Below are 23691 nucleotides of genomic sequence, written 5' to 3' on the forward strand. Positions count from 1 at the left end.
AGCGCACAATCCACGCAGCGTCACCGCGGCGAGCCCACCGTGCGCCCCGAGACCAACGTCGTATCCAGCAGCGTATGTGAACCGTGAGTTGCTGGTGCCTGACCAGGGGCACCGCCAGCGTCTATAGATGTCGTCGTGCCCCTAGAAGAAGACACGCCGGCGGTTGCCTTCCCCCGTGTGGCGTCGGAAATAAGGTCTTGAAGAACATGGCCGGCTGTGCGCCCTTTATCCTTGTTCGGCTGCGCAACCGTGGTGATGTGCTGCTGCACGGCGAGGTCGATACCATCGAACCCGGTGACAGACAGATCGCCCGGCACGGACAACCCGCGATCAGCAGCGCACTGCATCACAGCGAGCGCTAGCGAATCCGTCGTGCAAGCCACGGCGGTCAAGTCCGGGTGCGCATCCAATAACGCGCGGGCAGCCTCGCGGGTGCCGTCGGCGTCGTTGATATAGCATTCCACAATCGGAATGTCTTCTGCACAATCTGGGTGGGCACCGCGGATCACATCCACAATGCCCTCGACGCGGTGTTTCTGTACATGCATGTGGGCATGACGCAAACGCTGCGCCGATACCTCACCCGTATTAGTCTCACGGTCAAGGCGAATGCACAACACACCAATTTTCCGGTGGCCGGCGTCGATAAGCTGTTGAACCCCGGGCTGAATAGCAGCATGGTCATCAATACCGACAAAGGCGTAATCCTTGAGCTTCGGTGTGGAATACGGCTGATCACACACGACAGTCGGGAGGCCGCGCGAGGCCACGACCTCCAACGTGGGATCGTCCGAGGCAACCGAGTACACCACAAATCCATCGACAGCGGCTTGCGCTACGCGGTTAATTCCCGAGGCTGCTCGCCCTGGAGCAGCGGGAATGAGCACGAGGGACGAATCCAGCGCCTGGCAGGACTCTGCCAAACCCGCCAAGAAATCGACCGACGAGCGGTCCTCGAATGCGTAGGTCAATTCGTCAGTAAAAAGCACGCCGATCGCGTCTGCCCGGCGCGTTCGCAGGGAGCGGGCGGCAGGATCCGGGCCGGAGTACCCCAGCTTATCGGCGGTGGCGAGAATGCGTGCGCGGGTCTCTGGTGATAAATGGTCGGGTTTGTTGTACGCGTTGGACACCGTTGTACGCGATACCCCCACGGCTTCCGCGAGTGACGCCAGCGTAGCCTTATGACTATTTTTCGGGGATCGTCGCGGACTCATGTGTAGCAATCTTAGCCCTTCGGCAACGCCAGAAAACGACTTTTACGCATTCCGGGGTGAGGGATGCTCGCCCGGCCTGGGGCGTCTTCTTCTTGATTCCGGATGTGTTCTAATTTCTGGGCCGATATGCATGGAAGCACTTTTGGTTGTCAATAAGCCGCATTATCGAGGCTGAGCGGGGCTTAAGAAAACCAATTGACATCATATTTCATTAGTGGTTCATTGGTGGACATGCGAGCGATAAAGAATAGGCGACGGTCAGCACTAGCAATTATTTTTGCCACCGGGGTTCTTACCGGAATGGGCGGACTCACAGCCTGCTCAGACGACTCCTCCACGACCTCCGGTTCATCAGACACCGTCAATGTCGTCGCATCAACCGCGCTGTGGGCCGACGTCGTCCATGACATCGCAGGGGACAGCGACCACGTCACGATCACAGGCCTCATCGAAGGCGACTCCGTCGACCCCCACGACTACAACCCCTCCGCCAAGGATATGGCGAAGATTAAGGATGCCGACGTCGTCGTCGGAAACGGGGCCGGGTACGACAGCTGGCTGACACAACACGCCAGTTCCGACGCCGCCGTGATCACTGCCCTTCCCCAGGAGGAGCATGATCACGACGAGGACGAGCATGACGGGCACGACCGCGATGCGCATGGTCACGATAGCGAGGATGCACACGATCACGCACACAGCGCAGAGGCCCGCGACAACGCGGACAATAACTCCGACCTCCCCACCAACCCACACGTGTGGTACGACGTCGCCACTGTCAATAGCTTTGCAACAAAGATTGCGGACACGCTGAATGACAAGAACGGCGATATCAAGGCGTCGACCAAGGACTTCAGCGACAAGCTCCACGCTATCGATGAGAAGATCAAAGCACTGCCAGCCAAGAAGGTGGCGAGCACCGAGTCCGTCTCCGGGTACCTGTTGAAGGAATCCCCCATGGAGGACGTGACCCCCCACGGTTACCTCAGCGCCTCGTTGAAGGAGTCGGACCCGTCCGCGGCTGATGTTGCCGAATTTACGTCGCTCATCAACGATAAGAAAGTCGATATTCTGGTTAACAATCCGCAAACCGAAGATAGTGTGTCCAAGGACCTCGTCTCCGCTGCCAAGAAAGCAGGAATTCCGGTTGTGGATATCTACGAAACACCAGAAAAAGGCACCCACTATCTGGACTTTTTCTCTGAGGCCGTCCAACGGCTTCACGATGCCAACAAGGAGTAAAACCACCGCGTGAACAACCCGCGCACCACCCACCGTCCCGCCGGAGCTAATGACCGCCCCACCGGGCCTACCGACCGCGCCTCCGACCCCGTCATCGAACTCAGCAAAGCGAGTATCGAGCCACTCTGGACCGACCTGTCCCTCACGCTGAACCCCGGCGAATGGCTCACCGTCCTCGGGCCCAACGGCGTAGGAAAATCCACACTCCTTGGTGCCCTCACCGGGACGCGAAAACTGACCTCAGGGCAAGTCCATGTCAACGGGACCACCGGTTTTATCCCGCAGCAGCGCATGTTTAGCACGACGCTGCCGCTGCGCGCGCGGGACATCGTCGGTCTATCCGGTGGGCACGGTATCTTTCGCCGTCGGCGGGTTCCCGCAGCACAAATAGACGAGGCACTCACCACCGTCGACGCAGCGCACCTGGCAAATCGACGCATCGGCCACCTCTCAGGCGGCCAACAGCAGCTGATCCGTCAAGCCAGCGCGATCGCGACGCACCCCGATATCCTCCTGTGCGATGAACCCCTGCTCAGCCTGGATTATGCTGCGCAAAAACAAGCGATCCGGACTATCGACGCACAACGACGCGACCACAACACGGCCGTCGTTTTCGTCACGCATACGATCAATCCCGTTATCGACGTCACCGACCGCGTGCTGTATCTTGCGCCGAATGGCCACACTATCGGCACGATTGACGACGTCATCACGACCGACGTCCTCAGCGAGCTGTACGGCACCCACGTTGACGTTGTTCACGTTAACGGCAGACTCGTCATCGTTTAGGCACGTCATCGTTTAGGAGAGCGCACCACTTCATGCCCAACACCACGATCACCTGGGACACCTGGTGGAGTGACACCACCGAACTCCTGCACTACCCCTTCGTCCACCACGCTCTGCTGGCTGCCGCACTCCTCGGAATTATCTCGGGACTCATCGCACCGCTCATCGTGATGCGACGCATGTCATTCACCGTACACGGCACATCGGAACTTGCGCTCATGGGGGCGTCGGCTGCGCTACTCGCCGGGGTTAACGTCGGTGCCGGCGCCGTCGTCGGATCCATCGTCGCAGCCATCGCCCTGGCACTGTTGGGAATGCGCGATACCGACAGCACCGTCGGCGTGATCCTTTCCTTCGGGATGGGACTCTCTGTCCTCTTCATCTACATCTACCCGGGCAAGGCGAGCAATGCGTTCTCCCTGCTCACCGGCCAAATCGTGGGCGTGTCCGGCGCGGCTGTGGGGATGCTCATAGCCATCACCATCATCGTCATCGCGACACTCGGTTTACTGTGGCGCCCGCTTCTCTTCGCGTCCGTCGACCCCGACGTCGCCGCAGCAAGCGGCATCCCCCTGCGCACGATCAGCATCGTGTTCGCCGCCCTCGTTGGCCTCGTCACCGCGCAAGGGGTGCAGATCGTCGGCGCGCTCCTCGTCGTGTCCCTCCTTATCACCCCCGGCGCGGCAGCTGTTCACGTGACAGCATCACCACGGAAAGCAGTCCTCTTATCGACGATCTTCGCCGAGGTATCCGCGGTGGGAGGGCTCATTCTCTCCTTGGCCCCGGGGCTCCCCGTCAGCGTGTTCGTCACGACGATTTCGTTCGCAATCTACCTGATATGCCGACTCATTGGTTGGCGAACGCAGCGCATCATCGTCGGCTCGGAGGCCATGCCACACGACACCACGCCCAGGGCTTCACATCATGACGTCAGCTCCCACGACGTTAACCCTCGAGAGGTCAGCCCCGAGACTTCAACGCACGACGCTGCCGCGCGAACTCACTGAGCACCACACCAGCCGCGACGGACGCGTTGAGCGACTCAACATTGTCCGCCATCGGGATCGACATCACCGTGTCACACGTCTCAGACACCAAACGGGACAGGCCCTTACCCTCGGACCCGACAACCACGACAACCGGCGTCGTCCCATCGTAGGTATCCAAAGTATGGTCCCCGCCAGCATCCAAACCGACAACCTGATAGCCCTCTTTTTGGAACTGCTTGAGCGCGCGGGTCATATTCGTCGCCTTCGCTACGGGGAGGCGCGCAGCCGTGCCCGCCGACGTCCGCCATGCTACCGCCGTCACCGACGCACTACGGCGCTCCGGAATGACCACACCATGACCACCAAAAGCAGCCACCGAACGAATTACGGCACCCAAATTCCTCGGATCCGTGATGTTATCCAAGCACACAATCAGCCCCGGCGACGATGACGCGTGGGCCCGATCAATCAAATCCTGGACCTCGACATACTGATATTCCGGAACCAGCAACCCGAGGCCCTGATGCATCCCATTGCCGGTCATCCGGTCCAGCTCAATGCGCGGGACCTCGAGCACGGTGATCGCGCGGTCACCGGCAACACGTACCGCCTCGGTCAAGCGGTCGTCATTATCGGTGCCCTCCGCTACGTATAAAGCCGTCGCCGGGACCTTCGCCCGTAGACACTCCACAACCGGGTTGCGGCCAACAACGAGCTCCGAGCCATGCAAATTGCGCCGGTCGTGACGCCCGGATGCCTTCCGCTGCTGCTCAACCTTCCGCTTGTGCGCTTTGTGGTACACGCGGTCTTCAGCCTTCGGCGTCGGTCCCTTGCCGCGCAAACCACGCCGTCGCTGACCACCAGAACCCTTCGTCGCACCCTTCTTATTCGATTTACGAATAGCGCCACGGTTCCGCGAATGACCTGCCATTAATTCTCCTTATGTCCAGGCTACCGATTACTCAGTGCCCGACGATCCTACTGTTCCGACAACTCCCACTCGGCCCCAGCGGGCGTATCGGTCACAATGATGCCCGCAGCCGTCAACCGATCGCGCACCGCATCGGCCGTCGCCCAGTCTTTCTCGGCCCGAGCTTTCGCACGGATGTCCAGTTCCGCGCGAACCAATGTATCCAAGGCGTCGTGTTCCGCACCGGACTCCGCGGCAATCTCCTGCCACTTCTCGTCGAGCGGATCGACGCCCAGCACACCAAGCATGGCGCGAACCTGTTCACCTGCAGAGACCACGCTCTCGACGGCATCAGTATCGCCACAACGAGCCGCATCCAGCCGCGAATTAGCCGAACGAACAACATTGTGTACCTCAGCCAACGCGGCCGGAACACCAATGTCATCATTCATCGCGTCGGTGAACGCGTCCGTAACCTCGGAGCGGCCCAAGGTGCGATCATTCTTCGCCGCCACACTCGAGGCCGCATGAACAAACTTCTCCAGACGCCGATACCCCGCGGCTGCCTCACGCAGAGCGTCCTCGGAGAACTCCAACATAGAGCGATAATGCGCGGACCCCAAGTAATAACGCAGCTCAACCGGCCGGACGATCTGGAGAAGGTTAGGCACGGACAGCACGTTGCCCAAGGACTTCGACATCTTCTCGCCAGCCATGGTCACCCAGCCGTTATGCATCCAATACCGGGCGAATCCATCACCCGCAGCATGCGCCTGAGCGATCTCATTCTCATGGTGCGGGAACTTCAAATCCAGGCCACCGGCGTGGATATCAAACTCCGCGCCCAAATACTTCGTCGCCATCGTCGTGCACTCCAAGTGCCATCCCGGGCGACCACGGCCCCAGGGAGTATCCCAGCTAGGCTCCCCCGGCTTCGCAGCCTTCCACAACGTGAAGTCACGCGGATCGCGCTTACCCGTTCCCGCGGATTCGCCCTGATCCATCTCATCGAGCTTCTGGCCAGACAGGGAACCATAATCAGGCAACGACATCGGGCTCAAGTACACGTTTCCGTCCACGGCGTAGCCATGGCCAGCGTCGATAATCCGCTGCATGTACTCGATCATTTCAGGAACATGCCCCGTCGCATGAGGTTCCAACGACGGTGGCGTCACACCCAACTGGTCGTAGGCCCACTGGAACTCGCGCTCATACGTCGCAGCCCACTCCCACCAGGGGCGATTGTGCTCCGCGGCCTTGTTCAAAATTTTGTCATCGATATCAGTGACGTTCCGGATGAACGCCACATCAAGGCCCATGTAGGTCAGCCAATTACGCAAAATATCAAAAGCCACGCCCGAACGCAGGTGGCCAATATGCGGCGCCGACTGCACTGTCGCACCACACAAATACACCGACGCATGCCCCTCGCGGAGGGGAACAAAATCACGTAACTGACGGGACTCGGAATCGAAAATACGTAAAGTCACGCCCCCAGCTTATCGGTTCGGAGCGTGACCTAGCGAAAAACTAATCCTCGACGTCCTCGTCCAAGTCGATAATGTCGGAATCATCCGCCGGGCCCGGCTTCTTCGTCGAGTCCTCGTCCTCCCCCAACAACTTGGCGCGATGCCGGGCAATAGCCTCCTGGGCCTCCTGGTACATGGCGTCGGCTTTGGCGTCGTCAGTGCCATCGGCAAGGGCGAGCTCACCCACCAACACCTGGCGAGCCTTCGCCAACATGCGCTTCTCACCAGCAGATAGGCCGCGGTCTTGGTCACGGCGCCACAGGTCACGGACAACCTCTGCGACCTTGTTCACATCGCCCGACGCCAAACGCTCCTGGTTCGCCTTGTACCGACGGGACCAGTTGCCGGCTTCTTCAACGTCGGTTTCGCGGAGAACGCTGAAAACCTTGAGGAGCCCCTCTTCCCCGACAACATCGCGAACACCGACAGATTCCGCGTTCTTTTCCGGAACGCGGACCGTTAAGTCCCCTTGGTGAACCTTCAGGACCAAATAATCGACAGTCTCACCTTTAATCTGTCGCTGCTCTTTCTTTTCAATGACGGCAGCACCATGATGCGGGTAAACGACGGTATCCCCAATGTTGAATTCCATGAGTCCCTTCAGATCCGCCGCGCACGCCCACCGCGTGCGGACAGGTAAAGCGGTGTGAAAAATTGACGTTTCAGCGGGTCTATCATAGCACTACCCCCTGATTAGCCACGACGAACGTCACAAGACTATGTGGAAACAGACACGTCGCGTTAATGTAATAATTAAATTCTGTGCGCTGAACAGAAAACCCTGACGCAAAATAAGACGAATACGTGGCTGCCCCACAGCTTCCTATGGAGGACAAAATGTCGTTGAAGTCGGCTTCCCTACGTTCCGGCATCGCCATTGTCGCTGCCGGTTCCGCACTGGCCCTCAGTGCATGCGGCGCGGGCCAAATTTCCCAAACCGCCAACCAAGTCCCCGCCGTCGACGGGGGAGCAGCCAATGCTGAGGACAACAACATCACGCTGCGCGATGTGACCGTCCAGCCCAAGACCGACGACCACGGCGGAGCCGTCGCCTTCACCATTTCCAACGTCGACCCCACCAACACTGAGCGCCAGCTTCAGCGTATTAGCGTCGACGGCCAAGAGGTTAAGGTCGATGGCAACAAGGATCTGAAGCCGCAGTGCCAGATCGTCGGCAATAACGAAAAGGCCATCGAGGCCATGGGTGCTAACGATGTGCACACTAACAGCTCCGCGTCAGAGAGCGCCAAGGCTGATCCCAACGGGGAATCGCGCATTAACTGCGTCAGCTACGTTCACACCAGTTTCGACGGGACCCCCACGCCAGGGACCGCCGTCAACGTCACCTTCACCCTGGATAACGGTGAGGTTTCCATGAAGGCCCCGGTCGCTGCGTCCGTTCCGGAAGCTGGCCAGACCTACCGTGACAAGGAAGGCGTTTTGAAGGACGAGTTCAGTAATTAATAGCTGACTGAGAGCTAAAGCGCAGCCAGGTAGACCGAAGCCCCGGAGGCTAGTTCGAAGGTGAACTGCTCCGGGGCTTTGTAATGTCGCGGTGCCGCTCTGTCGTTGTGAGCGCAGAGGGCGGGGACCCCCACGTCACCGCCCGCTTCGTCGCTACGTCAGGTTAAACGTCGTCGGCTCTGAGTGCTGATTACCAATCAAGGTGTGCAGGTAGTACGAACCACTCGGCACGGCGACGCGATCCGAACACTCGCCCGGCGCGGACGTCGTCCGGGACCAGCTCAGCATGTAATTCTTCGTCTGGCCAGCGCCGATATCCAGCGCGCCCGTTGCTGCCGGATTGTTGCAGTCCACGTCGGACCAGACGCGCTCATTCGTCTCGAGGTTGTAGACCTCAAACTTCATCGGCGTCTTAGCCAGGTCCACATGGCACGACCCCTTGGTGGGGTTATGCGCGATCAAGTAGAAGCGCGGCATCTGCCCCGGCTCGTAGGAATCCGCATCCGTGCGCGCCTCGACCTGCAGGTCGTTGACATCGCACGTCTCTTTCGCGTCGGGCGCGACCGACGGCTCTTCTGACGCGTCGGGCTCTTCCGACTCGGACTCGTCAGGATCCTCCGACTCCGACGACGGACGCGTACTTTCCGACGAGCGCGACGACGACGTCGGTTTCGTGGACTTAGTGGTGGTCGTCGTAACGCTGGATTCCGTCGCGGTTGACGACGAATCCCCGCCTCCGCTCAAGGCCGAAATGATCCACCACAACAACGCGATGACAACAACCACGATGACGACGGCGGCGATTCTCCGCCGGCGATAGATCTCGGGTGGATGTGGAAGACCGTTGTAGTTACCTTGAGCGCTCACGTGACTAGATTAACGGGAACTCGCGCTGCCCCGCCGGAAAGCGGACGGCGTGTCACCTCATGCGGGGTCTTGGAGTTCGACTCGGAGTGGTTATGCGTTCCCGGCCCGCTGTGGTTCACGGCATCGCAACGCCGCGCGCGGTCACCGCCTCTACCTGGCCGTTTTCCAGTAAATACCGGAGACCAACAACGCCGACGGTGCCGTCGGCAAGCTTGGCTATGATTTCGGGGCTGCGGCCGACCACGTGATCAACAATGGACCGCACATGCTGTTTCTCGTAGTCGTCGGTGGTGGTGTGGCCTTCGGAGCGCGCGACCATGACCGATGGCGCGACTTTCTCCACCAGCACGCGCTGGAAGGATTCCGGGACGGCTCCCTGCGACATGGCCTCCGAGGCGGCTTTGACTGCGCCGCAGCTCTCGTGCCCAAGGACCACGACCAGTGAGACACCGAGGCCCTCCACCGCGAACTCGAGCGAGGCCAGCACAGACATGTCCACGATCTCGCCGGCCGTACGGATTACGAAGACATCGCCAAATCCCTGGTCGAAGAGCAATTCGACGGGGACGCGGGAGTCCGAGCAGGCCAAGACCACGGCCTTCGGAGCCTGCCCCTGGGTCAGGCTGGACAGCCGGTCGCGATCCTGATGCGGGCGCAGCGCCTTACCCTGCACGAAGCGGTCGTTGCCGTCCAGCAACTGCTGGAGAACAGCCTGCGGGGTGCGATCGTCCGCACGCGCACTAGAGTTCGCTGGCGTACCGGTGTTCGCGTTCGTACTGGGAGTGGGCTGCGGGTCCGAGCCGAGTGCTGATGTCGTCATGAGAATCCTCCGGATGAAAAGTCCACATACTGGTTGGCTGGTTGCCACTACTCGTCATGGGTGGCTCTGCCTCTGCACCTCTGCTCATCACCGGCGCGCGTCATCAGGGGCACACGGACACGCGGGTCACCACCGGGGCAATGTGATCAGGGGCGTCACCCAATAACCGTACTCAGCCCCGTGACCGCCCGCAGCAACTCACTGGCCACGGCACTACAATCATTCGCAATGTCTACTGGCCATTCAGAACCTTTTCTTGTCGACGAACTCAACGACTGGTTTATCCTTGCGGGCCGCCATCTCCCCTGGCGTGAGCCCGGGTGCTCCGCGTGGGGAGTTCTCCTCAGCGAGGTCATGAGCCAACAAACGCCGGTCTCCCGCGTCGAACCTGCGTGGCGTGAATGGATGGACCGTTGGCCTACCCCAGCCGATTTCGCCCGCGCCGGGCGTGATGAGGTCCTTCGCGCGTGGGGTCGCCTGGGCTACCCTCGCCGGGCGCTTCGACTTCACGAGTGTGCGCGGACGATCGTCGATAAGCATTCTGGTGCGGTGCCTACCACGGTGGATGAGCTGCTCGATTTACCCGGTATCGGTGAGTACACCGCGCGGGCGGTGGCCTGTTTTGCCTATGGGTGGGCGGTGCCTGTGGTGGATACGAATATCCGACGTGTGATGGCGCGGGCCGTTCATGGGAAGTATTTGCAGGGCCCGGCGCGGCGTGCGGATTTGGATGATATGCGGGCGCTGATGCCGGTGTCGGAAGAACAAGCCGGCTCGTCGGTGGGCGCGATTGTGCAGCGCATTCGGGAGAAGGCTGGTATTCCCGAGGTTCCGATAGAGGCCGGGACTCTTTTCGACGTTCCCGGTGTAGGACTCGGGCATCTGAGCAATGAGCAGCTGACGGATGTGGAGCGCTCGGCCGTGTTGTCGGCGTCGATCATGGAGCTCGGCGCGCTGGTGTGTACGTCGCGGGTAGCGCGCTGCGAGCAGTGCCCCCTTGTTCGCACATGTGCGTGGCGCCTGGCGGGCTGCCCGGAACCGACCGAATCGGAGCGCTCCGCTGTGGCGCGACGCGTTCAGAAGTTTGAGGGCACGGATCGGCAAGTTCGCGGAGCAATCATGAAGGTTCTGCGTGACGCGACTGGCCCCGTTGATAGGGACGCGATCGCGCACGCGTCGAAAGATGAAAAACAGCTCCATCGAGCCCTTCAATCGCTGCTGTTTGATGGGCTCGTTGTGGATACTGATGGAAAGCTAGGGCTCCCCCGATAACCCTGCTTACTCAGATTCGGGCTGGGCGGCGCCGGATCCGGAACCGGAGGTACCAGCGTCGGGGCCACTACCCGATGAGGCGTTGGAGGAGTACTCCATCGGCACGATCTGGTCGGCCTCGTCGGAGGAGTCGTCCGCATCCTCCTTGCGCTCTTCCAGGCTGGATTCGCCCTCGCCCATCACGGCACCCGGCTTCGTCGACGTGGAGAACGTGAACTTGGCGTCATCGCCCTTGCCTTCGCCGTCCCAGTTCTCAACATCCACGGTGACCAGTTCACCGGCGGCAACTTCGCCGTAGAGGATCTTCTCCGAGAGCTGGTCCTCGATCTCGCGCTGAATGGTGCGACGCAACGGGCGGGCACCCAGGACGGGATCAAACCCGCGCTTCGCCAGGAGCTTCTTGGCCTTGTCGGTGAGCTCGATGTCCATGTCCTTGGCGCGCAGGGCGATGCCCACGCGGTTCACCAGTAGGTCGACCATCTGGATGATCTGATCCTGGGTGAGCTGGTGGAACACGACGATGTCGTCGATACGGTTGAGGAACTCGGGGCGGAAGTGCTTCTTGAGTTCGTCGTTGACCTTCGACTTCATCCGCTCGTAGCGGCCCTCTTCGTCGGTCTCGCCGACCCCAGAGAAGCCCATGCCCACGGCCTTCGAGATATCCCCGGTACCGAGGTTCGAGGTGAAGATCAGAACGGTGTTCTTGAAGTCGACCACGCGACCCTGACCGTCGGTGAGCCGGCCATCTTCCAAGACCTGCAACAGCGTGTTGTAAATCTCGTTATTGGCCTTCTCAATCTCGTCGAAGAGCACCACGGAGAACGGCTTGCGGCGAACCTTTTCGGTCAGCTGGCCGCCCTCTTCGTAGCCGACGTACCCCGGAGGGGCACCGAAGAGGCGCGACGCGGTGAACTTGTCGTGGAACTCGGACATGTCGATCTGGATGAGGGCATCGTCTTCCCCGAAGAGGAATTCCGCCAATGCCTTCGACAGCTCGGTCTTGCCGACGCCGGACGGGCCGGCGAAGATGAACGAGCCGGACGGACGACGCGGGTCCTTCAGACCGGCACGGGTGCGTCGAATAGCACGGGAGACGGACTTGACAGCGTCTTCCTGGCCGATGATGCGCTTGTGGAGCTCTTCCTCCATGTGCAGCAACCGGTCGGATTCTTCCTCGGTGAGCTTGAACACGGGGATGCCGGTCCAGTTAGCCAGAACCTCCGCGATCTGCTCTTCGCCGACTTCGGCGACGTCTTCCAGCTCGCCCGAACGCCACTGGCGTTCTTTCTCCTCGCGCTCTTCGCCGAGCTTCCGCTCCTGATCACGCAGGCCGGCGGCTTTTTCGAAGTCCTGATCGTCAATAGCCGCTTCTTTTTGCTTACGAATCTTCGCGATCTTCTCGTCGACCTTGCGGAGGGACTCCGGCGCGGTCATCCGCTTGATGCGCATCCGCGCACCAGCTTCGTCGATAAGGTCAACGGCCTTATCCGGCAAGAAACGATCGTTGATGTACCGATCAGACAGCGACGCAGCTGCGACGAGGGCAGCGTCGGTAATAGACACATGGTGGTGTGCCTCATACTTCGGGCGCAGGCCCTTCAGAATCTCGACCGACAGCTCAACGGACGGCTCCGGAACCTGAACCGGCTGGAAACGACGCTCCAAGGCGGCATCTTTTTCGATGTGCTTCCGGTACTCATCCAACGTCGTCGCACCAATGGTCTGGAGCTCGCCGCGAGCCAGCTTCGGCTTCAACAGCGACGCAGCGTCGATGGCACCTTCGGCGGCACCCGCACCAACGATGGTGTGGATTTCGTCGATAAAGAGGATGATGTCGCCACGCTGATTAATTTCCTTCAGAACCTTCTTCAAGCGCTCCTCGAAGTCACCGCGGTACCGAGAACCAGCAACAAGCGAGCCCATATCCAGGGAATACAGCTGCTTGTCCTTCAAAATCTCCGGGACCTTGCCATTGACAATGTCCAGAGCAAGGCCCTCGACGACGGCGGTTTTACCAACGCCAGGCTCGCCGATCAGGACCGGGTTGTTCTTGGTCCGGCGGCTGAGGACCTGCATAATGCGCTCGATCTCTTTTTCACGGCCGACGACCGGGTCGAGCTTGCCGTCCTTCGCGGCCTGGGTGAGGTTCCGGCCGAACTGGTCAAGGACCAGCGAGTTGGATTTGCGCCCGGACTCGTTATTGGACGAACGCCCTAACGTGGCCGAGCCGACGCCAGCGCCGGCGGGCTCGCTTGTTCCCGGCTCCTGGGACTCGTCGCCCTGACCTTCGTAGCCCGAAAGTAGCTGGATAACTTGCTGACGGACGCGCGGGAGATCTGCTCCTAATTTGACGAGCACCTGGGCGGCGACGCCTTCACCCTCGCGGATGAGGCCAAGCAGAATGTGCTCCGTCCCGATGTACTTGTGGCCTAACTGCAGAGCCTCACGCAGGGAAAGCTCCAGGACTTTCTTCGCGCGCGGGGTAAAGGGGATGTAACCGCTGGGCGGCTGTGATCCCTTACCAATGATGTCTTCTACTTCGCTGCGGACAGCCTCGCGGGAAATTCCCATCGACTCGAGAGCTTTGGCAGCGACGCCTTCACCCTCGCGGATGAGGCCAAGCAGAATGTGCTCTGTACCGATGTAATTGTGATTTAATGCCCTAGCTTCTTCCTGGGCGAGCACAACCACACGACGGGCGCGGTCGGTAAACCTCTCAAACATGTACTGTCCTTCGCGTTGAAAAATAAGCATTGTCCGGCCGCTGGGGCCTTTTCTCCGGGACGGTGGATGCTCACCGGACTGGATTGCAGACACACCAGCGACTTATGGTTTCACACCACTGTAACGGCTGGGCCGGACATGAACTTCCCCTTGGAGGAGATTACTTGCCCGAAAACGTCGAAAAAGGGACATCAGACATACTGCTACACCTTTATTCATGCAGGTCAAACACATTGTCGACGGTTGTTCAGACGTGCGTACGCCGGGAGCGAACATGGTCATATGAGGCCCAAAATCGCACGATCGGCGCCACCCCCGTCCAAACTCACTGCGACGGCGGCTGCGGGGTTCCACAGCGCTGGCTAAAGTACCCAACATAACGATCGCGCTTCAGCGCGCACAATTATTAATCGACAACACCACGTGGGAGACACATCATCATGATTCGGAAGAAACCGTCTTCACCTCGTCCCGACGACTCGGAGAGCTTAGGTGGCACAGGCGGCGCGGAAGGTACGGATAGCTCCGCAGGCACCGACGGCTCAGCAGGCACCGATAGCGCTTCTACCTCGACTTCCTCGACGAACGAGACCCAAGGATCACACTTCGACCGCGCCGAGGCCACCGCGAACACCACCGACACCACAGGCGCGCGTCAGGATCAGAGCGTCACCGCATCATCGTTGAATGTGAAATCAAACGCCGGCCAGAGTGTCGTCGAAACTGAACCGCATGGTTTTATTTCCGTCGATTTGAGCGGACGTACCGCCGTCGTCACTGGGGGTGCCGGCGGGATTGGTGCGGCCGCGGCGCGGGCGTTGGCGGCGTCGGGCGCGCACGTCATCGTCGCCGATTTAATTGGTCAGGATACCGACGGAACGGTGGACGATATCCATGAGCTCGGCGGTTCCGCGGAAGTGTGGGATGTGGATTTGCGCGACCACGAACTCCTGGCGGAGATGACCCTGGACTGCGATATTTTGGTCAACTGTGCAGGTTCGCAGGTGATTGCCCATATTGAGGATTACGAACCGGCGGACTGGGATCGGATTATCGACACCATGTTGACGGCCCCATTTTTGCTGACGCGGGCGGCGCTCCCCCACATGTACGAGGAAGAGTGGGGGCGCATCGTGAATGTGTGTAGCGTGCATGGGCTCCGCGGGTCGGAGGGGCGCGTGGCCTACACGTCCGCGATGCATGGCCTGGAGGGGTTGACGAAGGTCACGGCGATTGAGGGTGGGCCTCACGGTGTGACGGCGAATTGTGTGAACCCCGGTTTTACGAGGACTGCGCAGGTCCAGAAGCAGATCCGACAGCAGGCTGCGCTGCATTGGCTCCCCGAAGATGAAGTCGTAGAAAAAGTGCTGCTAAACCGTAATTCGATTAAGGAAATGGCGACGGTGGATGAGGTCGCGGCACAGATTATTTGGTTGTGCTCCGACTATGCGCGCCTAATTACCGGCTCTAGCTTGTCTATCGACGGTGGTGCTACGGCTAGCTAAGTGGCAGTGAGTACGTTAGCGAGTTCGGCGCAGTGGCAGCGGGAATCGGTGGGTCGAGGGTGAGTACGGTAATCCATGATGAGTGAAGCTGATGTGAATTCGGTGCGCGATCTTAAGTCGGTGCATGATCGGGCCCATGGGATAGCGCGTGCGCTGGGCGAGGATACGATCCGCAACCCCAACCCTCCCCTTCATGTTGTGTTTGACCAGCCGGTGATACCTCCGAACACTGGCAATGCGATCCGGATGTGTGCAGGTGTGGGGGCGCATCTGCATTTGTGCGAACCGTTGGGGTTCAATTTGGAGGAAAAGAATTTACGACGGGCCGGGTTGGATTATCACGATTTGGTGGATGTGACTATTCACCCCAGCTTAAATGAGTGTTTGACGACGCTGGGCGCGGGGGCGCCGGATGGGCCGAAGGTGTATGCGTTCACGTCGCATACGTCGGTGCGCGTAGACACTGTGCCCTACCAGTGGGGCGATGTGCTCCTTTTCGGTTGTGAACCTACCGGCCTGAGTGCGGAGGCGTTGGCTGATCCTCGGATTACGAGCCGCGTGCGGATCCCAATGCTTCCCGGGCGCCGGTCGATGAATTTGTCCAACGCTGCGGCGGTGGGTGCTTATGAAGCGTGGCGCCAGCTTGGCTACCAGGGCGTATAGGTCGGCGTAGTGGTACCTGCCCGGGGCGCATAGCGGCATCATCGAAAATCTCGTGATGGTCCGGCAAGAGCTGCTCCTCCCAGTGTGGTGTCAAGAGAGTCGATGCGGTCTGCTACGACGGCGACGGCCCCGGCTGCGTTGTGGACGATTCCCCGTATAGCAACCATGCGTGATGTTTGGGCCACCGTTCTGTAGCGCGTCCAGCATCCGGGGGACACTGTGATGTTCGCTAGGCCTGTTTCATCTTCCAGGCCGAGGAAAACCACGCCTCCTGCTGTTCCTGGCCGCTGACGGTGTGTGACTGTCCCCGCGACGGTCACCCGGGTGGAATCCTCGCACGACGCTAACTGGCTGATGGATACGATTCCTGCAGTGTCCAGGTGTTTTCTCAACAGTTCGACGGGGTGGATATCGGCTGTGATGCCCGTCGACGCTATGTCCGCCGCGGCGAGTTCAAACGCGCTCATCCCCGGTAGCGACGGTATGGAAATCTCACTCATCCCAGGGAGCATGCCGGGTCGTTCATGAGCCGCAATTCCTGCAGCCCACAGGCCTTCGCGCCGGTCAATCCCCATGCTGCGGAGCGCACCTGCGGTGGCAAGTGCCTCCACCTGGAACACGCTGATTCCCGCCCGGCGCGACAAATCCGCGATTCGCGTAAAGGGGCCACCGTCGTGACGTGCCTGAACGACGGCCTCCGCCCCACGGACGCCGAGCCCTTTCACAGCGCCGAGGCCTAGTCTCAGACTGTTGGCGGCGCCGGGTTCCAGGTCAGGGTTGTCGATGGCGGTGGCCTCCACGTCGGAGTGGTTGACGTCGATGGGGAGGATCTCGACGCCGTGGCGTCGGGCGTCGGCAATAAGTGACTGTGGGGAGTAAAACCCCATCGGCTGGGCGCGGAGGAGGGCGACGCAGAATTCCGCCGGGTAGTAGCGCTTGAACCATGCGGAGAAGTAGACGATTGACGCGAAGGATTGCGCGTGGGACTCGGGGAATCCGTAGGCGGCGAAGGCAATAATCTTCTTCCATAGTGTGGTGATGGTGGCCTCGTCCATGCCGTGTTTCTCGCGGCAGCCGCGAGCGAAGCGTTCGTGGAGCTGCTCCATTTTCTTGGCGGAGCGCTTCGACCCCATGGCACGCCGGAGGGCGTCAGCCTCGACGGGCGTGAATCCTGCGGCGTCAACAGCGACCTTCATGACCTGTTCCTGAAACAGCGGAACACCCAGCGTTTTTGCTAGGGCGTCCTTGAGGCACGGGTGGTCAAAGGTGACTTCTTCCTCACCGTTTCGACGTCGAATGTAGGGGTGGACCGACCCGCCTTGGATGGGGCCTGGGCGAATGAGGGCTACTTGGACGACGAGGTCATAGAACTCGCGTGGCTTGAGCCTGGGCAGCGCGGACATTTGGGCGCGGGATTCCACCTGGAATACGCCCACGGCGTCGGCGCGGGCGAGCATGGCGTACACGTCGGGGTCGTCGAGACCGAGTTGCCACAGGTTCACTGTTCGTCCGCGATGATCGCGGACCTGGTCGATGGCATGATGGATGGCTTCCAACATGCCGAGCCCGAGGAGGTCGAATTTGACGAGACCTCCGCTGGCGGCATCGTCTTTGTCCCACTGGATGATGGAGCGGTTCTCCATTCGTGCCCACTCGACGGGGACCACGTCGGCGATGGGTCGGTCACAGATCACCATTCCGCCCGAGTGTATTCCCAGGTGGCGAGGTTGTCCCCGGAGTTGATCGGCCAGGGTGGCCACATCCTTGGGGGCGTCATCGAGACCACGCACCCATGCGTCGATGCGGCCGGGTGAATACCCCAGGGCGCGGGCTGCATCGCGGAGGGCTCCTCGTCGTCGGTATGTAATGACATTAGCCACCTGAGCAGCGTTTTCTCTGCCGTACTTGTTATAGCAATACTGGATAACTTCTTCCCGACGACCCGACTCAATGTCCAGGTCAATGTCCGGGGGGCCTTCCCTTTCCGGGCTGAGGAAGCGCTCGAAGAGAAGATCGGCGGCAACGGGATCAACGTTGGTAATCCCGAGAGCAAAGCACACCGCCGAGTTGGCCGACGAACCTCTCCCCTGCGCCAGGATATTGGCACGGCGACAAAAGTCGACCAGGTCCGTCACGATGAGGAAGTATCCCGGAAAATTCAAGCTCCCAATCACGTTGAGCTCGTGATCAATTTGCGCCCACGCTGTGGGGTTATCCTCCCGTGAGCCGTAACGTACAGCACCGCGCTCCTCCACCATGTGCTCTAGCCAGGTGATTTCGGTATATCCTTCCGGAACTGGCCAATCGGGAAGCTCCGGCGCAATGGTGGTCAGCGTAAAGGCACATTCATGAGCCACGGCAAGCGTGTTCGTCGTGAGCTCCGGATAGTCGGCGTCGAACATTTCCGCCCCACTGCGCAGGTATGTTCCGCCGATGGGATGCGTGTACGGCTCTGCATCCTCGACATCTTTCCGATACCTCAGCGCTGTTTTCGCCCCTGCTAGGCGGCCACTTTTGGGCCGCGCCGCGGTGGCTGCGGAGGAATACACCGCCGCTAGACCCAGCTGTTCAGCGGCCTCCAACTGTTCTTCATGACGGTCGGCATCATCGGGCACGAGCAGCCGGTCAAGCTCCACAACAACCCGAGGAAAATGCTCCACGAGCTCATCAAGGTGAGACGTCCATGAATAGTCGGCCAGGATAATCCAGTGGTCACCACCGCGCCGGGCTAGCTCGTCAATAGGCGGATAGCGCACTTTATTCTTCTCGCCCGTACACATGTGGGCTTCGGAAATCACACGCGAAAGGCGCCGATAGCCCTCCGCACCTCGGCATAACACCGTTAGAATTCTTTCGTTGTTCGACGGCATAGCCTGAGGTGAGGAGACCGGGCCTTGCGACGAGGGAGCGGACGAGTGTGACGCCGACGACGACACAGCAGGCGGCGTCAATGTCAGCTCGGCGCCGAAAATGGTAGCGATTCCGGAATCGGCGGCAGCTTCCGCGAACTGAACAGCCCCATATACCCCGTCGCGGTCCACCAATGCGAGTGCTTCTAAACCTAATTCCGCAGCTGAATCCACCATCTCAGCGGGCGATGACGCGCCACGAAGAAATGAGTATGCCGAACATGCGTGCAGTTCAGCGAAAGGAATATGGTCGCGTTGATTAACTACAGCATGGGACCCCTCGCCCTGAGGAGACGCTATTGACGTCATATCCGACAGAGCTGGAGAAACTCCTGGTAACGTACTATTTGATGAGGTAACCGAGGAAGCAATCGGCTCCGTATCTATTCCTGATAAAATACGCTCCAGCCGCGACCACGACAGTGGCCTGCCATTCATTGAACCTCGAGCCGTCACCCAATCCATAGCGATAGATTAGTACGCATGTTCGATTATCGCTAGTGCTATTTGCCACAACTAAGGCACAGCCTGGTGGCGCCCCATTTTCCCTCACTGCCCACTCTTCACCCCTCACCCTCTACCTCTTCTACACCCCATAACTATCCGGTCGTAATTTCGTCGTAAATCCGTCGCAACATGGCTTGTTACCTCGCCTGTTAGAACCAAATTTTTATATCTCTTCATAAGGAGGCAGAATGAGTCTCGACAATTAGACAGCTTGGTCTATGATTTTGGCCGTTGGGGTATCGGTTCACATGAGCTCATTTCCACCGCGCGAGCATGGCCAGCCTTGTCTGGCCTCACCGCTGTGAACTCCTGGTAGGGCGCAGCGCTTTAGAGACTCGCACGAACAATTACACATCATCACGACAACCACATGAATGAAGGGACACAACGATCATGGTCACATCATTACGGCGTCTCAGCGCGCTCATCCTGGCGTCCGGGCTCACGTTGACCGGCGTCACCGCGTGCCATCCGCCGGGAGAAAGCGGCGGTGGATCTAACACCGTGACCATTGGTACGACCGATTCGTCGAAAACGGCATGGACGGTTTTCCGTCAAGAAGCTGAGAAAGAAGGCATCCACTTGGATGTCCAGGATTTCTCGGATTACAACACGCCGAACACCGCGCTCAGCGAGGGCGTGTTGGATGTAAATTTATTCCAACACATTAAATTCTTGGCGTCATATAACGTCGAATCTAATTCTGATCTCGTTCCCGTCGGATCGACAGAAATTGTTCCGCTCGCTTTGTTCTATAAGGGTCATACAGACATTAATGACCTTAAAGACGGAACATCGATCGCTATCCCCAACGACAGCACTAACCAAGGCCGAGCTATTAATCTTCTCGAAGCACAGCACTTGGTGACGCTGAAGAGAACGGGCCTTTTGAACCCCACTCCGGCGGACATCGATCAAGCGCAATCGAAGGTCAGCGTAACCCCTGTCGACGCTGCTCAAACGGCTACAGCATGGGGTGAAGGAACGCCCGCCGTCGTCAATAACACGTATCTTCAGCGTGCGGGAATTGATCCGAAGACGGCCATCGCTGCCGATGACCCCAAAGCCGATAATGCAAAGCCATATATCAATGTTCTCGCCACTCGGCCCGAAAAGAAGAATGACGAAAACATCAAGAAATTGGTGAAAGTGTGGCACAGCGACGCCGTACAAAAGGCGAATGCAGAGGACACAAAGGGTACGTCCGTATCTGTTGATCTCCCCACTAACCAACTAGAGGACATTTTGAAAGACACGGAAAAGAAAACACGGGAGGAATCCTAATGGCATCGATTCCAACAGAGAATTCCACCCAGCCGACTTCCGGCAGCTCCACACTCACTTTTGATGACCGCCCGACGGATCACGGCACCCGGGTGGAGTTCCGCGATGTCACCAAGACGTTCAAGCAGGGCAAACGCGATACTCACGCGCTCAATGGTATTTCGCTCACTGTCGAGCCGGGCGAGATCCTGGGTGTTATCGGGTATTCCGGCGCGGGTAAATCCACGCTGGTTCGCATGATTAACGGTTTGGATCGGCCCACCTCGGGGTCGGTCACGCTGGGTAGCACCACGATCACCGATTTGCCGGAGCGGAAACTCCGTGGCCTGCGCAAGAACATCGGCATGATTTTCCAGCAGTTCAACCTGATGAATTCCCGCACGGCTGCCACGAATGTGGCGTACCCCTTAGCGCTGGCCAAGGTGCCGCGCTCTCAGCGCTCGAAGCGCGTCAAGGAATTGCTCGACTTCGTCGGTTTGGGCGATAAGGGCAAAAACTACCCTGACCAGCTGTCGGGTGGTCAGAAGCAGCGTGTGGGAATTGCCCGTTCGTTGGCAACCGATCCTTCGCTTCTTCTTGCCGACGAGGCAACGTCGGCACTGGATCCGGAAACCACTCAGGATGTTCTGGATTTGCTGCACAAGGTGAACCGGGAACTCGGGATCACCATTGTTGTGATTACTCACGAAATGGAAGTTGTTCGTTCTATTGCGGACCGCGTGGCTGTGATGGAAAAGGGCAAGGTCGTCGAATATGGGCCGGTGCACGAGATTTTCTCGCATCCTCGTGAGGAAGTGACCAAGCGGTTCGTCGCGACTGCTCTTCGTGATACTCCCGAGGGCCGCGAGCGTGATTCGCTGCTCACGGAGGTGGCCGATAATCCGCGTGAGCGTCTGATCACGGTTCGTGTCGACGATGCGCGCGACCTGAGTTCGGCGTTTGCCCTGGCTACTGAGCGGAATGTGACCGTCGGATTTGTGCATGGGGCGGTGAATAATATCCAGGAGCATTCGTTTGGACGGCTAACGGTGAAGCTGACCGGGCCAAAGGACGGAGTCAAGGATGTTGTTGCTCGTCTTGCCGAGTTAACCGAGTGTGAGGAGATCAACTAATGGTCAGCGTAGCGTTACATACTGCCGACGCCCTGGCTGGCGTGGGCTCATCAATTCACAATGCTGTGGCTCACGGCGCCGTGGCGCGCGATCTCGTTCTTGCTGCGGGAACGACGGACTGGGACAATCTGAAGCCCACGATGATCACAGCGTTTTGGACGACGCTGTGGATGGTCGGGTGGACGATCCTTTTGGGTGGCCTGTTTGGCCTGATCATCGGCGTGTTGCTGTACGCGTCGAGGTCGTCGGGTGTGTTGGCCAATAAGCCTTTGTATTGGACACTGAATATTTTGGTGAACATTATCCGCCCGATACCGTTCATCATTTTGATTGCGGCGGCCGGTCCTCTGACGAAGGCTGTGATGGGGACGACGATCGGCACGGAGGCGGCCACGTTCGTAATGGTGATTGCTGCGACGTTTGCGGTGGCCCGCATCGTGGAGCAGAACCTGGTGAGCGTTGATCCTGGCGTTGTTGAGGCTGCCCGTGCGATGGGCGCGTCGCCGCTGAAGATTTTGTGGAGCGTGGTGATCCGTGAGGCTTTGGGCCCGTTGATCTTGGGTTACACGTTCATCTTTATCGCGATTGTCGATATGTCCGCGATGGCTGGCTACATCGGCGGTGGCGGTTTGGGTGACTTCGCCATCACCTATGGTTACCGTGCCTTCGACTGGAACGTCACTTTGGTGGCGACGGTGATTATCATCGTGCTGGTGCAGTTCGCCCAGTTGATTGGTAACACGCTTGCGCGGCTGGTCATGCGCCGATAGTGCTTAGTGCAAGAATCTAGACCTGGGTGACATGGTGTGCCACCCAGGTTTTTCCATGTTTCGGGGGTTTCCCGCACGAGGCCATGACGTCCCCAGCGGACACCTGCTCTAATTGAACAACCCACGTGTCTCCCCGTGATGTCTCAACGGTTCGCCTCGCTGTTCTTGGATGATGATCGTCGGAGTTGGTTCTGGACGGAGTGCGCCCGTCGGCCGCTATTTTTTCTTCTGCTCTTTCTTGTTCCTGATCTGTCGTTTCTCTGACAACGAGACTGCCGACGGGAACTGTGTGCGCTCCGAGTTGTTGTGCCACAGCGATTTCTGCGGTCTGTCCTGGTGCATCCCAGCAGCCGCGGCCACGCAAACCGGTGAGGTACATGTGCCCTTGCGCACTGGTTTTCACGGCATCGATGGCCTGGCCTGTGGGGATCCGCCCGTATGAGTATCCCCAGGGGAGCAGGATCATGGTAGGCGCAAAGCGATGTCCTTTGGAGTGCGATGTCTCCCACACCTCATCCCCGGAAAAGCACGTTTGCATCCCCGCTGCGAGGGGACGTCCTTTAATTGCACAGCAGCGGTCTCTTTTCCCATGCGTGCAGACAAGCATGATCGGGTGGTTGACGCGTTCAACAGGACGAGCGGGAAGTTCGCTTGTCCCCCACGTACCGTCGGCAAGAGCTTGAATATCGAGGCGGAGGAGGTCTTCGACGCCGGAGATGCGCGTGGTAAAGCAGGTGCCCTGGTCTGTTCTGGCTATATAGAGTTTTCGTTCGTCGCGGAATTGCCCAGCTCTGCCGGGTTTTCTGATGAACTGCATTGATGCGCCATTATCTTTAAGGACTTTCTTGAGGGGCGCGGCGAGGTCTCCCAAGACATCGTTATCCATAATGTCCCGACCCCACCCTTTGAGATATTCAACCGCCAGGAAAAGTGTCATGGATTTGGCTGTGCCGGGGAGAGCTTCGTTGCCAAAGTCTGAGCATCGCATAGTTTTCCACGCCTCGTCGGCCTGGTTGGCCTCAGCACCCTGACGGGCTGAACTCGCACGCTGTGCACTTATTTGTTCCACTGCCTTTTCTTGCGTAGCTTGTTCCTCCATGTGCCCTTCCTTGGTGGTCATA

General features: G+C 59.3%; 19 protein-coding genes. 10 read left to right on the plus strand and 9 right to left on the minus strand.

What is annotated here, in order from left to right; all coding sequences use genetic code 11:
• Positions 1-20: 20 nt before the first annotated feature.
• Complete coding sequence (locus KCQ76_RS09430) at positions 21-1214, minus strand: LacI family DNA-binding transcriptional regulator (RefSeq protein WP_046201999.1); 1194 nt, start codon at positions 1212-1214, stop codon at positions 21-23.
• Positions 1215-1445: 231 nt separating this feature from the next.
• Between KCQ76_RS09430 and KCQ76_RS09435 the strand changes: the two genes are divergently transcribed.
• Genes KCQ76_RS09435 through KCQ76_RS09445 form a run of 3 tightly spaced genes read left to right on the plus strand, consistent with a single transcriptional unit; the run spans position 1446 to position 4252 of the window.
• Positions 1446-2456, plus strand: a complete 1011-nt coding sequence (locus KCQ76_RS09435; protein WP_082090299.1) for a metal ABC transporter solute-binding protein, Zn/Mn family — start codon at positions 1446-1448, stop codon at positions 2454-2456.
• Positions 2457-2465: 9 nt separating this feature from the next.
• On the plus strand, positions 2466-3245 hold the full coding sequence (locus KCQ76_RS09440) for a metal ABC transporter ATP-binding protein (protein ID WP_231725407.1): 780 nt from the start codon (positions 2466-2468) through the stop codon (positions 3243-3245).
• A 32-nt stretch (positions 3246-3277) separates the two neighbouring features.
• The gene (locus tag KCQ76_RS09445; RefSeq protein WP_060941971.1) at positions 3278-4252 is read left to right on the plus strand and encodes a metal ABC transporter permease; all 975 of its coding nucleotides are present in this window, start codon (positions 3278-3280) and stop codon (positions 4250-4252) included.
• On the opposite strand, the gene rlmB is transcribed toward KCQ76_RS09445, so the two are convergent.
• From rlmB to KCQ76_RS09460, 3 genes are read right to left on the minus strand one after another with little or no spacing between them, the layout of a single operon-like run.
• Positions 4206-5165 carry a 23S rRNA (guanosine(2251)-2'-O)-methyltransferase RlmB gene (gene rlmB / locus KCQ76_RS09450; RefSeq protein WP_046201998.1) on the minus strand — a complete coding sequence of 320 codons (960 nt, stop codon included), beginning with the start codon at positions 5163-5165 and terminating at the stop codon, positions 4206-4208. The genes KCQ76_RS09445 and rlmB overlap by 47 nt on opposite strands.
• A 47-nt stretch (positions 5166-5212) precedes the next feature.
• Positions 5213-6634 carry a cysteine--tRNA ligase gene (cysS, locus tag KCQ76_RS09455; protein ID WP_221914858.1) on the minus strand — a complete coding sequence of 474 codons (1422 nt, stop codon included), beginning with the start codon at positions 6632-6634 and terminating at the stop codon, positions 5213-5215.
• Between the two features lie 40 nt (positions 6635-6674).
• Positions 6675-7265, minus strand: a complete 591-nt coding sequence (locus KCQ76_RS09460) for a CarD family transcriptional regulator (protein WP_046201996.1) — start codon at positions 7263-7265, stop codon at positions 6675-6677.
• A gap of 212 nt (positions 7266-7477) precedes the next feature.
• On the opposite strand from KCQ76_RS09460, the gene KCQ76_RS09465 reads away from it, so the two are divergent.
• Positions 7478-8137, plus strand: coding sequence for a hypothetical protein (locus tag KCQ76_RS09465; RefSeq protein WP_146003212.1), 660 nt, complete (start codon positions 7478-7480; stop codon positions 8135-8137).
• A gap of 153 nt (positions 8138-8290) precedes the next feature.
• Here KCQ76_RS09465 and KCQ76_RS09470 read toward each other — a convergent pair whose 3' ends face one another.
• Together KCQ76_RS09470 and KCQ76_RS09475 are read right to left on the minus strand one after the other, a co-directional pair.
• On the minus strand, positions 8291-9004 hold the full coding sequence (locus KCQ76_RS09470) for a hypothetical protein (protein WP_146003213.1): 714 nt from the start codon (positions 9002-9004) through the stop codon (positions 8291-8293).
• Positions 9005-9119: 115 nt separating this feature from the next.
• Positions 9120-9824 (minus strand): carbonic anhydrase, encoded by a 705-nt coding sequence (locus KCQ76_RS09475; RefSeq protein ID WP_082089868.1) that lies wholly within the window; start codon positions 9822-9824, stop codon positions 9120-9122.
• 228 nt (positions 9825-10052) lie between these two features.
• Between KCQ76_RS09475 and KCQ76_RS09480 the strand changes: the two genes are divergently transcribed.
• Positions 10053-11096, plus strand: a complete 1044-nt coding sequence (locus tag KCQ76_RS09480) for an HhH-GPD family protein (RefSeq protein ID WP_082716645.1) — start codon at positions 10053-10055, stop codon at positions 11094-11096.
• A 6-nt stretch (positions 11097-11102) separates the two neighbouring features.
• On the opposite strand, the gene KCQ76_RS09485 is transcribed toward KCQ76_RS09480, so the two are convergent.
• The gene (locus KCQ76_RS09485; protein ID WP_046201994.1) at positions 11103-13820 is read right to left on the minus strand and encodes an ATP-dependent Clp protease ATP-binding subunit; all 2718 of its coding nucleotides are present in this window, start codon (positions 13818-13820) and stop codon (positions 11103-11105) included.
• A gap of 752 nt (positions 13821-14572) precedes the next feature.
• On the opposite strand from KCQ76_RS09485, the gene KCQ76_RS09490 reads away from it, so the two are divergent.
• The gene (locus KCQ76_RS09490; RefSeq protein WP_231725427.1) at positions 14573-15325 is read left to right on the plus strand and encodes an SDR family NAD(P)-dependent oxidoreductase; all 753 of its coding nucleotides are present in this window, start codon (positions 14573-14575) and stop codon (positions 15323-15325) included.
• 75 nt (positions 15326-15400) lie between these two features.
• Positions 15401-15988 carry a tRNA (cytidine(34)-2'-O)-methyltransferase gene (locus KCQ76_RS09495; RefSeq protein WP_231725406.1) on the plus strand — a complete coding sequence of 196 codons (588 nt, stop codon included), beginning with the start codon at positions 15401-15403 and terminating at the stop codon, positions 15986-15988.
• 38 nt (positions 15989-16026) lie between these two features.
• Here the strand turns inward: KCQ76_RS09495 and KCQ76_RS09500 are convergent, their stop codons facing one another.
• Entirely contained in the window at positions 16027-19362 is a 3336-nt protein-coding gene (locus tag KCQ76_RS09500; protein WP_082089866.1) for an error-prone DNA polymerase, read from the minus strand.
• A 435-nt stretch (positions 19363-19797) separates the two neighbouring features.
• Between KCQ76_RS09500 and KCQ76_RS09505 the strand changes: the two genes are divergently transcribed.
• Genes KCQ76_RS09505 through KCQ76_RS09515 form a run of 3 tightly spaced genes read left to right on the plus strand, consistent with a single transcriptional unit; the run spans position 19798 to position 22570 of the window.
• Positions 19798-20688: a MetQ/NlpA family ABC transporter substrate-binding protein gene (locus KCQ76_RS09505; RefSeq protein WP_046201992.1), complete on the plus strand. Its 891-nt coding sequence runs from the start codon at positions 19798-19800 to the stop codon at positions 20686-20688.
• Complete coding sequence (locus tag KCQ76_RS09510; protein ID WP_221914859.1) at positions 20688-21800, plus strand: methionine ABC transporter ATP-binding protein; 1113 nt, start codon at positions 20688-20690, stop codon at positions 21798-21800. The genes KCQ76_RS09505 and KCQ76_RS09510 overlap by 1 nt, the downstream gene beginning before the upstream one ends.
• A complete protein-coding gene (locus tag KCQ76_RS09515; RefSeq protein ID WP_373369129.1) occupies positions 21800-22570 on the plus strand; it encodes a methionine ABC transporter permease in 771 nt (256 codons plus the stop codon). Before KCQ76_RS09510 ends, KCQ76_RS09515 begins: the two co-directional genes overlap by 1 nt.
• Before the next feature lie 16 nt (positions 22571-22586).
• Here the strand turns inward: KCQ76_RS09515 and KCQ76_RS09520 are convergent, their stop codons facing one another.
• Positions 22587-23690: a ferredoxin family protein gene (locus tag KCQ76_RS09520; protein ID WP_082089865.1), complete on the minus strand. Its 1104-nt coding sequence runs from the start codon at positions 23688-23690 to the stop codon at positions 22587-22589.
• Position 23691 lies beyond the last annotated feature (1 nt).

The sequence above is a fragment of the Corynebacterium parakroppenstedtii genome, from assembly GCF_019754935.1.
Lineage (GTDB): Bacteria > Actinomycetota > Actinomycetes > Mycobacteriales > Mycobacteriaceae > Corynebacterium > Corynebacterium parakroppenstedtii.

Coding starts and splice junctions, on each gene's coding strand:
- KCQ76_RS09430 (WP_046201999.1), bottom strand. CDS start 1,214: ATGAGTCCGCGACGATCCCCGAAAAATAGTCATAAGGCTACGCTGGCG.
- KCQ76_RS09435 (WP_082090299.1), top strand. CDS start 1,446: ATGCGAGCGATAAAGAATAGGCGACGGTCAGCACTAGCAATTATTTTT.
- KCQ76_RS09445 (WP_060941971.1), top strand. CDS start 3,278: ATGCCCAACACCACGATCACCTGGGACACCTGGTGGAGTGACACCACC.
- rlmB (WP_046201998.1), bottom strand. CDS start 5,165: ATGGCAGGTCATTCGCGGAACCGTGGCGCTATTCGTAAATCGAATAAG.
- KCQ76_RS09460 (WP_046201996.1), bottom strand. CDS start 7,265: ATGGAATTCAACATTGGGGATACCGTCGTTTACCCGCATCATGGTGCT.
- KCQ76_RS09475 (WP_082089868.1), bottom strand. CDS start 9,824: ATGACGACATCAGCACTCGGCTCGGACCCGCAGCCCACTCCCAGTACG.
- KCQ76_RS09480 (WP_082716645.1), top strand. CDS start 10,053: ATGTCTACTGGCCATTCAGAACCTTTTCTTGTCGACGAACTCAACGAC.
- KCQ76_RS09485 (WP_046201994.1), bottom strand. CDS start 13,820: ATGTTTGAGAGGTTTACCGACCGCGCCCGTCGTGTGGTTGTGCTCGCC.
- KCQ76_RS09495 (WP_231725406.1), top strand. CDS start 15,401: ATGATGAGTGAAGCTGATGTGAATTCGGTGCGCGATCTTAAGTCGGTG.
- KCQ76_RS09500 (WP_082089866.1), bottom strand. CDS start 19,362: ATGGATTGGGTGACGGCTCGAGGTTCAATGAATGGCAGGCCACTGTCG.
- KCQ76_RS09505 (WP_046201992.1), top strand. CDS start 19,798: ATGGTCACATCATTACGGCGTCTCAGCGCGCTCATCCTGGCGTCCGGG.
- KCQ76_RS09510 (WP_221914859.1), top strand. CDS start 20,688: ATGGCATCGATTCCAACAGAGAATTCCACCCAGCCGACTTCCGGCAGC.
- KCQ76_RS09515 (WP_373369129.1), top strand. CDS start 21,800: ATGGTCAGCGTAGCGTTACATACTGCCGACGCCCTGGCTGGCGTGGGC.
- KCQ76_RS09520 (WP_082089865.1), bottom strand. CDS start 23,690: ATGACCACCAAGGAAGGGCACATGGAGGAACAAGCTACGCAAGAAAAG.